11 protein-coding genes are annotated in these 12,949 nt (G+C 74.3%); 2 read left to right on the top strand and 9 right to left on the bottom strand.

Features of this window, described 5'->3' with window-relative positions:
- Positions 1 to 84: 84 nt before the first annotated feature.
- The 4 genes from BIV28_RS11975 to BIV28_RS11965 all read right to left on the bottom strand — a co-directional run bounded on the left by BIV28_RS11975 (position 85) and on the right by BIV28_RS11965 (position 4,588).
- A complete protein-coding gene (locus tag BIV28_RS11975) occupies positions 85 to 1,983 on the bottom strand; it encodes a potassium transporter Kup (RefSeq protein WP_076262077.1) in 1,899 nt (632 codons plus the stop codon).
- A gap of 58 nt (positions 1,984 to 2,041) precedes the next feature.
- Positions 2,042 to 2,602 carry a hypothetical protein gene (locus tag BIV28_RS11970; protein WP_207555943.1) on the bottom strand — a complete coding sequence of 187 codons (561 nt, stop codon included), beginning with the start codon at positions 2,600 to 2,602 and terminating at the stop codon, positions 2,042 to 2,044.
- A gap of 97 nt (positions 2,603 to 2,699) precedes the next feature.
- Complete coding sequence (locus BIV28_RS20030) at positions 2,700 to 2,867, bottom strand: hypothetical protein (protein ID WP_207555942.1); 168 nt, start codon at positions 2,865 to 2,867, stop codon at positions 2,700 to 2,702.
- Between the two features lie 92 nt (positions 2,868 to 2,959).
- Entirely contained in the window at positions 2,960 to 4,588 is a 1,629-nt protein-coding gene (locus BIV28_RS11965) for a DEAD/DEAH box helicase (protein ID WP_076262074.1), read from the bottom strand.
- 293 nt (positions 4,589 to 4,881) lie between these two features.
- Between BIV28_RS11965 and BIV28_RS11960 the strand changes: the two genes are divergently transcribed.
- The gene (locus tag BIV28_RS11960) at positions 4,882 to 5,904 is read left to right on the top strand and encodes an NHL repeat-containing protein (RefSeq protein ID WP_076262072.1); all 1,023 of its coding nucleotides are present in this window, start codon (positions 4,882 to 4,884) and stop codon (positions 5,902 to 5,904) included.
- Positions 5,905 to 5,934: 30 nt separating this feature from the next.
- Here BIV28_RS11960 and BIV28_RS11955 read toward each other — a convergent pair whose 3' ends face one another.
- On the bottom strand, positions 5,935 to 6,726 hold the full coding sequence (locus BIV28_RS11955) for a helix-turn-helix transcriptional regulator (protein ID WP_207555941.1): 792 nt from the start codon (positions 6,724 to 6,726) through the stop codon (positions 5,935 to 5,937).
- A gap of 160 nt (positions 6,727 to 6,886) precedes the next feature.
- On the opposite strand from BIV28_RS11955, the gene BIV28_RS11950 reads away from it, so the two are divergent.
- Positions 6,887 to 8,527, top strand: coding sequence for a Rieske 2Fe-2S domain-containing protein (locus BIV28_RS11950; protein WP_076262071.1), 1,641 nt, complete (start codon positions 6,887 to 6,889; stop codon positions 8,525 to 8,527).
- On the opposite strand, the gene BIV28_RS11945 is transcribed toward BIV28_RS11950, so the two are convergent.
- The 4 genes from BIV28_RS11945 to BIV28_RS11930 are packed head-to-tail and all read right to left on the bottom strand — an operon-like array spanning position 8,490 to position 12,921.
- Entirely contained in the window at positions 8,490 to 9,269 is a 780-nt protein-coding gene (locus BIV28_RS11945) for a sugar transferase (RefSeq protein ID WP_083707277.1), read from the bottom strand. The genes BIV28_RS11950 and BIV28_RS11945 overlap by 38 nt on opposite strands.
- A 3-nt stretch (positions 9,270 to 9,272) precedes the next feature.
- Complete coding sequence (locus tag BIV28_RS11940) at positions 9,273 to 10,322, bottom strand: hypothetical protein (RefSeq protein WP_076262069.1); 1,050 nt, start codon at positions 10,320 to 10,322, stop codon at positions 9,273 to 9,275.
- A complete protein-coding gene (locus BIV28_RS11935) occupies positions 10,319 to 11,602 on the bottom strand; it encodes a lipopolysaccharide biosynthesis protein (RefSeq protein ID WP_076262068.1) in 1,284 nt (427 codons plus the stop codon). The genes BIV28_RS11940 and BIV28_RS11935 overlap by 4 nt, the downstream gene beginning before the upstream one ends.
- On the bottom strand, positions 11,599 to 12,921 hold the full coding sequence (locus BIV28_RS11930; protein ID WP_207555940.1) for an O-antigen ligase family protein: 1,323 nt from the start codon (positions 12,919 to 12,921) through the stop codon (positions 11,599 to 11,601). Before BIV28_RS11930 ends, BIV28_RS11935 begins: the two co-directional genes overlap by 4 nt.
- Positions 12,922 to 12,949 lie beyond the last annotated feature (28 nt).

Below are 12,949 nucleotides of genomic sequence, written 5' to 3'. Positions count from 1 at the left end.
CGCTGCGGCCTGCTCGAGCACGGCGCGACGCCGCCGACGGCAATGGTGGTCGTCATCGTGGACGCGCCCACCATGCGCCCGGGCTCAGAAGGTGACGGTGGCCCCCATCGAGACGGTGCGGTCCTCGGGCAGGTTGAAGTAGCCGGTCGGCGAGGCCGCGTTGTGGGCCAGGGCCAGGAAGAGCCGCTTGCGCCAGGCCCGCATCGTCGGCTCGGGCCCGCGGTTCACCGAGATCCGCGACAGGAAGTAGTAGGCGGTGTCGGGGTCGACCTCGACGATGCCCTGGTCGCGCGCGAGGGCGAGGGCCCGCGGCACGTCCTGCTCCTCCTGGAACCCGAACCGCAGCGTCAGGTGCGTGATGGCGTCGTAGGGGTCGCCGAGGTGGTCGAGCTCGACGCGCTCCTCGTCCGGCACGAACGGCACGTTCTCCGAGGAGGTGCTGACGATGAGGACGAGCTCGTGGATGACGTGGTTGAACATCGCGTTCTCACGCAGTGCCAGGGGTGTCGACACCTTGCCGGGGTGCAGGAACACCGCCGTGCCCGGCACCTTGGACACCGGGTCGGTGTGCAGCCAGTCGATGAACGGCTCGAGCGGGCCCTCCATCTCGGTGCGGCGGTCGGTGACGAGCAGCCGCCCGCGCTGCCACGTCAGCATGACCGTCGCCACGAGGATCGCGATGACGAGGGGCAGCCAGCCGCCGTGGAACACCTTGGTGAGGTTGGCGGCGAAGTACGTCAGCTCGAGCGCCGCGAGCGGGATCCCGAGCAGCAGCAGGCGGCGACGGTCCCAGCCCCACGCGGCCTCGGCGTGGATGAGGAACAGGGTCGTCGTGATGAGGAACGTGCCGGTGACGGCGAGGCCGTACGCGGTGGCGAGCCGCTCGGAGGAGCGGAAGAGCAGCAGCAGCGCGATGACGCCGGCGAAGAGCGTCCAGTTGACCGCCGGCACGTAGATCTGGCCGCGCTCGCGCCGCGAGGTGTGCCGGATCGTGAGCCGGGGCAGGTAGCCGAGGCGCTCGGCCTGCCGCGACACCGAGAACGCCCCGGAGATGACGGCCTGCGAGGCGATGATCGTCGCGACCGTCGACAGGACGACGAGCGGCAGGCCGAGGGCGTCGGGCGCCAGGTGGAAGAACGGGCTCGCGGCCGTCGACGGGTCGCGCAGGATGAGCGCCCCCTGGCCGAGGTAGTTCAGCGTCAGGGCCGGGAAGACGACGAAGAACCACGCGCGCCGGATGGGGGCGCGACCGAAGTGGCCCATGTCGGCGTAGAGCGCCTCGGCGCCGGTGATCGACAGCACGACCGCACCCATGGCGATGAACGCGACACCCGGGTGCTGGACGACGAAGAGCACGGCGTAGTGCGGCGAGAGCCCGGCGATGATCGCCGGGTCGCGCACCACCTGCGCGACGCCCAGTACCGCGAGGACGGCGAACCACAGCGCCATGACGGGGCCGAAGAAGCGGCCGACGAGCTCGGTGCCGAAGCGCTGGCCGGCGAAGAGCAGGGCGATGATCGCGGCGCCGATCGGCACGACGAGGTGCTCGACTCCCGGTGTCGACACGGACAGGCCCTCGATGGCTGACATGACGGAGATCGCCGGGGTGATGACGCTGTCGCCGTAGAAGAGCGACGCGCCGAGGACCCCGAGCAGCATGACGAGCCCGTACCGCTTGCCGCCCGGACGCACGGCGGTGCGCGCCAGTGCGGCGAGCGCCATGACGCCGCCCTCGCCGTCGTTGTCGGCCCGCAGGATGAACACGACGTACTTGACGGAGACGACGAGCGTCACCGACCAGAAGACGAGCGAGATGACGCCGTAGACGTCGCCCGGGGTCGTCGCCACGGTGTTGTGGTCGACGGAGAAGACGGTCTGCAGGGCGTAGAGCGGCGAGGTGCCGATGTCGCCGAAGACGACGCCGAGCGCGCCGAGCGCCAGGGCTGCGAGACCGCCGCGCGACCGTTCAGGGGTGTGCGCCACGAGCGTCCATCCTTCCACCGGGCCCGGTGCCCGTCCTCAGGTGTGTCGGGTGGGCGGGTCAGGCGCCGCGCGAGCGGGCGGTCTGGGCGTCGGCGAGGGCGGCGACCTCGGCCCACGTCCACTCCGGGCGGCCGGCGGCGCCGAGGGCGTGGAGCCGGTCGCCGGAGGTCCAGCAGAGCAGCAGCGAGGTGCCGGCGTCGGGGTGCCCGGACGTGTGCTGCACGTGCGCCCAGGCGGCGTCCGCCCCGGCGAGGACGGGTGGTTCGACGTCGGCCTCGGACTCGAGACGGACCTGGGCGCGCTGGTTGGCGAGCAGCGCCGTCGGCACGGCCGTCAGGGCGGCGCGGGCGTCGTCGGCGCCGGCCGCCGGGACCACCTGGACCCACAGGGACCGGCTGCCGGAGCGCAGGGACCGCCACGCCGTGACGCTGCCGGCGGCCGCCGCACGCTGCGCCCACGGCTCGGCCGGCCGCTGCCGGCCCGTGAGCCACGTGCGCTCGTCGACGACGCTCCAGCCCGCGCCCGGCAGGGAGGGGGCGTCGAGGAGGGAGGACAATGCGTCCTTCCCACCGGACTTGGAGCCGAACTGGCTCAGGGTGAACCGCAGTCGCGAAGGCACGCGCCCAGCCTGCCACGCAGCGCGCCGGGCGGCCGCAGGCGCGCGAGCCCACCGGCACGGACCGCCACGTGACCCGCGGGTCCTGCCGGGCGCGGGGTCACGACCTGCGGGCGAAACGGAGGTAGAACGCCCCGAAGACGAGGACGATCCCGACGTTGACCGCCAGCCGCTCCCAGAAGTGGTTGCGGAAGAACAGCACGTCGACCGTCACGACGACGGCCACGAGGGCCAGCACGACGAGCGCCACGGCTGAAGGACGTCCCACGGTCCCAGTGGAACCCCGACCGGCGCGTCACCGCAAGGGTTTCGGCGTCAGCACGCCGGTCCCGCCTCGCCCGGGCCGAGCAGCCCGGGAGGTCAGCGGGAGCGGCGCGACCCGGCGCGGGTGCCGGCCGAGAAGGCCGCGGCGCTGCCGCCGCTGCTCGTCGAGTAGACGGTCGTCGAGCCGCCACGACGCCCCGAGCCGCCGGAGCGGCCGGAACCGCCCTGGCCACCCTGACGCCCCTGGCCCGACGGGGCACCGGAGCGACGAGCGCCGGACCGGGAGGCGCCGGAGCGCGATCCGGCCGTCGAGTCGGGGCGCGAGTCGGGACGCGAGTCGGGACGCGACTCGGACGTCCCGGCACCGGAGCGCCCCCGACCACGCCCACCGGAGCGACCCGTGCCGCGAGCGCCGCCCGCGGCCGCACCCTCGGCGGACTGGGCACCACGACCGCGACCACGGCCGCGGCCACGACCCCGGCCGGAGGACTCCCCCGCTGCCGCACCGGCACGGGCGCCCGGACGGGCCTCCTCGCGCACCAGCGCGCCCGCGAAGGAGCGCTCGCCCGGGGCGAGCTCCTCGAGCAGCGGGTGTCCCGGCGCGACGCGCGTCGTCGTCGGGCGGATGCCGGCCTTGCGGGTCAGGTCGCGCACGTCGCGGACCTGCTCGTCGAGCATCATCGTCACGACCGTGCCGGCGTTGCCCGCGCGGGCGGTGCGGCCGGAGCGGTGCAGGTAGGCCTTGTGCTCGACCGGCGGGTCGGCGTGGATGACGAGGGCGACGTCGTCGACGTGGATGCCGCGGGCCGCGATGTCGGTGGCGACGAGCGTCTGCGCCCGGCCCGAGTGGAAGTCGTCCATGTTGCGGGTGCGCGCGCCCTGGCTCAAGTTGCCGTGCAGCTCGACGGCCGGAACTCCCGACGCGTTCAGCTGCTTGGCGAGCTTCTTGGCGCGGTGCTTGGTCCGCGTGAAGACGACCTTGCGACCCGGCGCCGCGGCGAGGTCGACGATGACGGGCAGGTGCGCGCCGTTGTCGACGTGCAGCACGTGGTGGCTCATCGTCGACACCGGCGACTGGGCCGAGTCGGCCTGGTGCGTCACGGGGTTGGTGAGGAACTGCTTGACGAGCACGTTGATCGCGCCGTCGAGCGTCGCCGAGAACAGGAGCCGCTGGCCGTCGCGCGGGGTCTTGTCCATGATCCGGCGCACACCGGGGAGGAAGCCGAGGTCGGCCATGTGGTCGGCCTCGTCGAGGATCGTGATCTCGACGGCGTCGAGGAACACGTGGCCCTGCTGCATGAGGTCCTCGAGGCGGCCGGGGCAGGCGACGACGACGTCGACGCCCTTGCGCAGGCCCTGCACCTGCGGGTTCTGGCCGACGCCGCCGAAGACGGTCTGCGAGCTCAGGCCGAGCGCGCGCGCCAGCGGCGCCATGGACGCCTCGATCTGGGTGGCGAGCTCACGCGTCGGGGCCAGCACCAGCGCGCGGGGACGGCGCGCCTGCGGGCGGCGGCCCGACTGCGACAGGCGCGTCAGCAGCGGCAGCAGGAAGGCGTAGGTCTTGCCGGAGCCGGTGCGGCCGCGGCCGAGCACGTCGCGACCGGCGACGGAGTCGGGCAGCGTCGCGGCCTGGATCGGGGTCGGGGTGGTGATGCCGAGGTCGTCGAGGACCGCGACGAGGGAGCTGGGCACGCCGAGGGCGGCGAAGGTCGTGTCAGTGGACACAGGTGGGTACTCCAGAACGTGGATGTGGTCGTTCTGCCCGGCGCGAGGGGCCTCGGTCATCGAGGGGTCGCGGCGCAAGAGCGAATCGACGGGCCGGCGCGGGGCGCCAGGCGCAGAAGAGGCGACCCGAGGCAGAACTGGGCGGGTCGCTGTCATCCAGTCTACCGGGTCCGCGCGGGTGCCCCGACCACGAGGGCCGCTCCGCTACCCCTCCGGGCGCGCGGCGCCGGACCCCACGGCGGCTCGTAGCCTGCTCACGGGACCGGCACAGGAGCGCCACCTAGCCTCGGGGCGTGCGCGGACGCGTCGGCCTCTCCCTGGTGCCACGGGCCGTGGCCCCGGCCGTGGCCGGTGCCGTGGTGTGCGCCGGTCTGGTCGCCTGCAGCGCAGCCGTCCCGGGGCCCTCTGCCGACGCGTCCGCCACCTCCTCCTCGACGCGTCCGGCCGGCACGCCGCCGGCGAGCACCTCCGCCCCGGGTGCGACCCAGACGACGGCAGTCACGTCGTCCCCGCCCGCCCCGACGCCGACTGCCCTCGCTCCACGCGGGTACCGGACGAGCGTCGTGCACCACGGCGCCGACCATCCCGACGACCTCGCGCTCGACCCGACGGGCGCCCTGCTCTACAGCGACTACACCAACGGCACCGTCACGCGTCTGGCCGCCGACGGTTCGACGCGTGTCGTGCACCGCGGCCTCGACGGCCCGGAGGGGCTCGTCCAGCTGTCCGACGGCACGCTCGTCGTGGCCGAGGAGAACACCAACCGGGTGCTGTCGTTCGCGGCGGGCCGGTCGGCACCGCGCGTCCTCGCGACGCTGCCCGGGCAACCGGTCAAGGCGACCTGTCGGGGTGGCGTCGACGGGATCGCCTGGGACGCAACGACCCTCACGCTCATCGTCCCCGACCCGGTGACCGGGACGATCTATCGCCTTGCACCGCAAGGTGGCTCGCTGACGCCGCTCGCGCGCGGGTTCGTCCACCCTGTCGGCGCCGCCGTCGACTCCCACGGCCGGGTGTACGTCGCCGACGAGTGCGGCGGCGACGTCTGGCGCCTCGGAGCGGGCGGCAGCCGGACCCGGGTGGCCCGCGCGAGCATGCCCGACGACCTGGCGTTCGACGCAGCCGGCGCCCTGCTCGTCACCGACGTGCGGCACGTCAACCACGACCTCCGACGCTGGCCGGCCGGCGGTGGGGCACCGACCGTGCTCGCCCGCTCCGGCCTCGTCGAGCCGCAGGGCCTGCTCGTCACCCCGAACGGCGACGTCTACGTCTCCGACGACCAGGCCGACGTCATCCTGCGCCTCGTACCGGTCTAGCCGCCACCGCCCGGCACGCCGCGCCCCTGCTCAGGGCTCGTCGACGACGGGTGCCCGCCGGCGCCCCTCGGCCGAGCGGTCGCTCCCACCCCGGAGCACGAGCGCTGCCGCCGGACGTGAAGCCACGCCGAGCCCGTCCAGCAGCGCCGCCACCTCTGCGGCCACCGTGCGGACCGACACCCCGAGCTCGCGCGCGATGGCGGCGTCCTTGAGCCCCAGCACCATCCGTCGGGCGACGAGGCACTGACGCGGCGTGAACGGTGGCTCGGCCCCGTCGGGGACCCCTGGCCGGGACATCGGCAGCGCCTGGTCCCAGACCGACCGGACCAGCGTCAGGACGTCGGCGCGGGTCGCCAGCCAGGCGGACGGGTACCCGCCGTCGCTGGGCGGGCCGCCCACGACGGCCGTGCCACGGTCGATGAGGATGAACTGCGTGGGCGCGTGCCCGATCCGCACGTGCGGCATCTCCGAGCTCAGGAGCGGGTAGGCCGCGGCGGTGCGCCCGCTGGTGATCATGCAGATGTCGAGGCCGCGCAGGCGGGTCTGGCCATCGAGGTCGATCATCGCGTTGCGGGGGTCCCAGAAGAGCAGCGGCTGCATGGTGAAGACGCTCGAGCGGGCTGTCGGCTCGAGCGCGGAGAGCCCGCTGTCGATCTGTTCCAGGCCCTCACCCAGCAGCCGGAAACCCGGCGTGGGCCGACCGGACCGGAAATCGAGGACGAGGCCCTCGACGCGGGTGCGCAGCGCCGCCGAGGTGGCGTGCAGCTCCAGCAGGGCGGCCTCCTCGCCGGCCGGCCGCCCGTCACGCTCCACGTGCTCCATGTCGGTCTCGCTCCCCTGTCCGTCGCACCACAGCATGCCCTGTCGACCGGCGCGGCGTCGCGCGGGTTCACCGGCACCCACCGCCCTACTGCACCTGCTGTAGGGCGGGGTCGTCCGCGCGGCGGTGCCCCTCGCGACCGGGCCGACGCACGATCGAGGCATGAACGCGCCGGTCGTGACCTCACTGGGACACGCGGGGCTGCGCATCGACGCCCCGCACCTGACGATGCTCTGCGACCCCTGGATGTCGCCACAGGGCGCCTTCCTCGGGTCGTGGTTCCCGTTCCCCGACAACTCGCACCTGCTGCGGCCCGACGTGCTCGAGGCCGACTGGGTCGCGATCTCCCACGAGCACCTCGACCACCTCGACCTCGACCTGCTGCGGATCCTGCCCGAGAACGTGCGCATCGTCATCCCGCGCTACCCGGCGCCGGAGATGATCTCGCGCATCCGCGCCGCGGGGATCCGCAACGTCGTCATCGAGCTGGACCGGTGGGAGCGGCTCGCGCTCAACCGGCACGGCGACTGGATGACCGTCATCCAGGAGCAGTCGCCGATGTGCCACGACGCGGCGATCCTCGTGCACGCCGCCGGCCACGCGATCCTGCACACCAACGACGCCCGCCTCACGGTCGCGCAGCTGCGCCGGGCCGTCGAGGAGGCGGGCCGTCCGCTCGACCTCATGGGCGTGCAGATGTCGGGCGCCTCCTGGCACCCGATCTGCTACGAGTACCCGCCGGAGGTCATCGCCTCGATGAGCGCGGACAAGCGCCTCGGCAAGTTCAAGTCGGTGAGCCGCCTGCTGCGCGCCGCGCCGCCGAAGGTGGTCATGCCCTACGCCGGGCCGCCGTGCTTCCTCGACCCGGCCCTGGCCCAGCACAACGACCGGATCGCGCCGCCCGGGATCTTCCCCGACACGGGCCAGGCCGCCGCCTACCTCCGGTCGCGGCTGCGCGACCAGACGGTCGTGCGCCTGCTGCCCGGGGACCGCATCGACGTCGGCACCGGCGTCGTCGAGCCCGACCCGCACTGGGAGGGGTTCCGCCTCCTCGGTGACCGCGACGACGTCGCGGCCGACGGCCGGCTGCCCGACGACCTCCACGCCTACCTCGACGCGTACGCGCAGCGGCGTGCCGGTGACGTCGCCGCCGTGTACGCGAGCTTCCCCGACCCGCCCCGCGGCAGCGGGCTGTCCCGGCGCTTCGCCGCGCACTTCGAGGAGCTCGGCGCGCTGTCGGACTACTTCCTGCACCGCATCGGCATGACGGTGCGCTTCGTCGTCGAGGGCGAGGACGGGGGCATCTGGGACGTCGAGCTCGGGCCGTCGCAGTGCAGCGTCGACCTGACCGGCAGCAGCCCGGCACCCGGCTACCGCATCACCGTCGAGGCCCGCTGGCTCGACGCGGTGCTCACCGGACGCGTCCGGTGGGAGGACCTGTTCCTGTCGCTGCGCATCTCGGCCTGGCGCGACCCCGACCGCTACAACGACTACCTCGTCGGCCTGCTCAAGCACGCCGACGCGGCCGCCCTCGACGAGGTCGAGCGCTACGAGACCGAGCGTGACCCCGAGGACACCGTGACGCTCGCCGAGCGGTGCGAGGACGGTCAGCGCGACTGGGAGGTCAGCCGCTACTGCCCGCACGCCGGCGAGGACCTCGCGCACGGCGCCGTGATCCGCGACGGCGTCCTGCGGTGCCTGGCCCACAACTTCGAGTTCGACCTCGGCACCGGGGAGTGCCTCAACGCCCGGTGCGACCCGCTGGTCAGCCGCCGAGTCGGATCTCCGGTGGTCGCCCCGTGACGATGTAGCGGGCCGTCCACCCGATGACCCGCAGCGTCGCCCAGAGGGACGGACGCCGCAGGTAGGTCAGGTCGGTGGCCACGCGCCGCGGCACGAGGTTCTCGACGTACCAGCGCTCCACGAGCTCTGGGTCGGCCGCCGAGGCCGGGCCCGCGCCGGGCACCGCGACGACGCTGACGTCGTCGCGCAGGCTGATCTGCGCCGGCCCGGTGAGCCCGGGCGTCTCGTCGAGGACCCAGGCGACCTCGGCCGGGTACCGCTCCGCGAGGGCGGGCGTCTCCGGCCGCGGGCCGACGAGCGTCATCTGCCCGAGCAGCACGTTGACCAGCTGCGGCAGCTCGTCGAGGCTCGTCTTCCGGAGCAGCCGGCCGGGCGCGGTGACGCGCGGGTCGCCCCGCCGGGTCACCTCAGGTCCGGGGGCACCGACGCGCATCGTGCGGAACTTGTACAGCGTGAAGGGAGTCCGCCCGCGGGTCAGCCGCACCTGCCGGAAGATCACGGGCCCGGGGCTCGAGATCCGCACCGCGAGGGCCACGGCGAGCAGGACGGGCGAGAGCACGAGGAGGCTCGCGCCGGCGACGACGACGTCGAGGCCCCGGCGCTGCCAGGAGATGGCTCCGACGCGTGGGCGTCGTTGCACCGCGGCGGTGCTCGCGTGCGCGCCTCCTCCGGTCGTGACGGCCGTGCGCCCGCCCACCGGGTTCGGTGTGGACGGCTCGGGCACTGCGTCGCGGATCGTCATGGGTCACCCCGTTCCCGACGCGACGAGCACGCCGCTGAAGATGGACACGGCGGAGGCGACGTCCTGGTCGAGGCCGACCTGCAGCGACGAGGGCGTCATGTGGGTCCACAGCTCGACGCCGCGCCGGCGCCGCTCGAGCAGCGCCCGGGTCAGGTCGTTGGGCGCGAGCTTCGGGTCGGTCAGCGTGTAGGTGCCGCCCTTGTAGGGCTGGCTCCAGGTCCAGATGTCGACGGCGTGGGCGCCGTGCGCGAGGGGGATGTCGACGTAGGTGCGCATGTCGGCCTCGGCCGTCGCCTTCGACCCCTCGTAGGGGCCGGGGTGCGCGAGCGCCTTGCGGGCCTGGAGGCGGACCTTGCTGCCCCACCGCCGCGAGGCCTCGTCCCACGCGGCGGCCATGGCGGCGTCGCGGGTGGTGCCCCACTCGGCGTACTCGCCGTCGGTGCGCAGACCAGCGCTGAGGTCGACGACGTCGAGCCCGCCCCCGGCGATGTAGCCGTCGATGGCTGCCAGGGCCACGGCGGGGTTGCGCGCGACCTCGGCGGCGCCGCACGCGCGGCGTCCGTCGGCGGAGGCGGCCCCGGCGACCGTGTCGGGCACGCCGCTCCAGCTGAGGCAGCCGAGCTCGGGCACGATGAGGTCGACGACGACCTTGCGTCCGGGCAGCCGGGAGTGGAGGGTGGCGGTCGTCGACTTGAGGAAGGCGAGGACCGTCGTGGCGTCGGTGTCGTCCTCGTAGCCGAGCTCGTCGGCGATCTTGACGCCGGCCACGCCCTGCCGGTCGGCCAGCTTCACGACCGTCTCGAGGGCCGCCCCGTACGGCTCCGGGCCGGCCAGCCACGCCTTGATGAGGTCGGCCTCGATCCAGGCCTTCGCGCCGTGCGCGGCCACCGCCTCGGCGAGCGCGACGTACTGCGGCCGCACCGTGGCCGTCGCCGCGGGCGGGACCGTCGGCGAGGCCGCCGACCCGGAGGAGCAGGCGGCGCAGCCGGCGAGCAGGAGCGCGCCCAGCGCTGCGGTCGGCAGCGCGGAGTGGCGTCGGGCGTTGGTGTTCATGGTGTCCCCCTGATGATGCGTCTCCACGACCGGACGAGGAGCACGTCCGTGACGAGGTAGGCCACGGCGCTGGCCCAGGCCGCCCCGAGCGAGCCGTAGCGCGGGATGAGCAGCAGGTCGAGCACGAGCGTCACGACGAAGCCGCCGCCGAGGATCAGCGAGTTGAGCCCCGGTCGCCCGGTCCCGAGCAGGTACCCGGAGGCCACGCCCGCCGCGGGCTCGACGACGAGCCCGAGGCAGATCCAGATCGCGGGCCACACGGCGTCGCGGAACGCCTCCCCGTAGAGGAGCGGCAGGACCACGGTGGCGCTGGCCGCGACGACCACGGCCGCGACCGCCCCCAGCGCGACGAGCCGGCCCACCCGGAGCCACTCCGGGTGCCGGGCGCCCTCCGCGCGACCGGCGAACTGCGGGTAGGTGACCCACGTCAGCGCGAGGCCCGGCAGGCGGAGCAGCTCGGCGTACTTCGAGGCCACGACGTAGACGCCGACCTGCGCCGGGCCGGTCATCGCGCCGAGGACGACGACGTCGAGGCGCAGGTTGAGCAGGTTGAGGATGCCGCCGACCTGGCTGCGGCCGCCGAAGGCCGCCATGCGGCGCGCGAGGGCGAGGTCGGGACGGCCGGCGAGGTGGCCGCCCCGCTCGTGGACGCGCTTGGCGATCCGCACCCACGCGTGCACGGCGACGACGACGTCGGCCAGCAGCAGCGAGGCCACGAGCAGCCACCCGCCGCGCAGCCCGACGACCCAGAGCGCGAGGAACGCCGGCACGAAGACGGCCTCCTCGGCCGCGGTGACGATGTTGGACCCCCGGGCGTCGCCGAGCGCCTGCAGGCAGGACTTGCCCACCGCGACCGGCAGCTGTGTGGCCACCGTCGCGCCGGTCGCGAGGACGACGGCCGTCGTCGTCGTGCTCATGAGGTGGTCGTGCACGAGCGGGGTCAGCACGACCCAGACCGCGGTGCCGAGCAGCCCGCCGACGGTCATCGTCGCGATGACGGTCGGCCACAGGCCGCGGTGGCCCGCGTCGGGGCCGGCGACGAAGTAGCCCATGGCGCCGGGCAGCCCGCACGCGGCGACGACGCCGACGAGGCCGGGCAGCACCCGCATCAGGGCGAGGACGCCGACGTCGTCGGCACCGCCCGTGCGCGCCACGAGGACCGTGACGAGGGCGATGGACAGCAGCGCCACCAGGCGGGCCCCGACGTTGCCGACCACCGACCGCGCCGTGGCGCCGCGCAGCCGCGGCCGGGCCTGCTCGAGCACCTTGACCCACGTCATGTCAGCCTCCCCTCGGGCACCCGTGCGTACGGCCGCTGCCCGCGCGACCCCGGGTCCAGGCCGGCGATGAGGCCGAAGAGCGCCCACACGTGGCGGAAGTGCAGGACCTCGTAGAAGAGCCCGGCGACCGCGAGCGCGCAGCACAGCGCGAGCAGCCACTGGGGCCGCGGCACGAGGGCGCGCACCTCGGGGTCCTGCGGCCACAGCGCCACCCGGCCGACGCGGAAGGCGACGACGACGAGGAGCACGGCGAGCCCGACACCACCGACGGCCCCGCGCTCGACGAGGGTGGCGAGGTAGTCGTTGTGCGCCTCCTTGATGTACGGCGCGGCCTGCCCGCTCAGCGTCGCCTTGGTCCGGCCCGGGCCGACGCCGAGCAGGTCGCCCTCGAGGTAGAGGCCGAACGTCTCGGTCGCGAGCTCGGTGCGTGACCCGCTCGACTCGTCGGTGCGCCCGAGCGAGTCGCGGAGCACCTGGATGCTGTCGCTCGCCTTGGCCCCGACGGCGTTGAGGTCGACGTTCGGCGCGATCGCCGCGAAGGAGGCGCCGGCGAGGCACGCGACGGCCGTGGCGAGGACGACCCCGCGACGCTTGACGAGGCCGACGACGAGGGCGACCACGATCATGACGCCGAGGCCGATGGCGGCCCCGTTCGAGCCGGTGAAGACGATGGCGAGCAGGACCGTGCAGAGGGCGAGGGCCCGCGCCCAGCGCCCGCGCACCACCGACGTGGCGAGGATCAGCGCGACGACGATGAGGAAGTAGTTCGCGCACAGGTTCGGGTCGGCGAAGGTCAGCGACGCGCGCCCGCCGTCCTTGGAGCTGAGCCCGGCCATCCAGCTGATGTTGGCCATCTTCCCGACGCAGAGCACGGCCGCCCAGGCCAGGCCCGACCACACCCACGCCCGGAGCACCACGGCGAGCAGCCAGCGGTACTGGCGCACCGCGTTGGCGATGCACGCGCACCAGACGAGCAGGAAGACGTCCTGCACGACGGGCAGCAGGGCCAGGGCGTCGCCGGAGTGGTAGGCGGCGACCGCGCCGGCCATCATGAGGAGGCCGACCGGCAGCAGGTAGGGCACCGAGACGGGCACCGCCTTGATCCGCAGCCACGCCGCGACCGTGACGACGACGGCCAGGATGCCGACGTCGGCGAGGCCGGTGTTGCCCGGTCCGCTCGGGATGAGCAGCGGCAGGGCGCAGATCGCGAAGGTCAGGGCGACGGCCACCCGGCGCGGGCCACGCGCCCCCGGCAGCGCCGTCGTGCGGCCCGGGACGGCCTGTGCCGCAGTCCCGTCCGCACCCTCGACATCTGCCACGCCCGCACTCCGGACCCCGCTCCCGACC

The sequence above is a fragment of the Intrasporangium flavum genome (assembly GCF_001956915.1).
GTDB classification, from domain to species: domain Bacteria; phylum Actinomycetota; class Actinomycetes; order Actinomycetales; family Dermatophilaceae; genus Monashia; species Monashia flava.
This window is presented reverse-complemented; position numbering and strand designations above follow the sequence as displayed.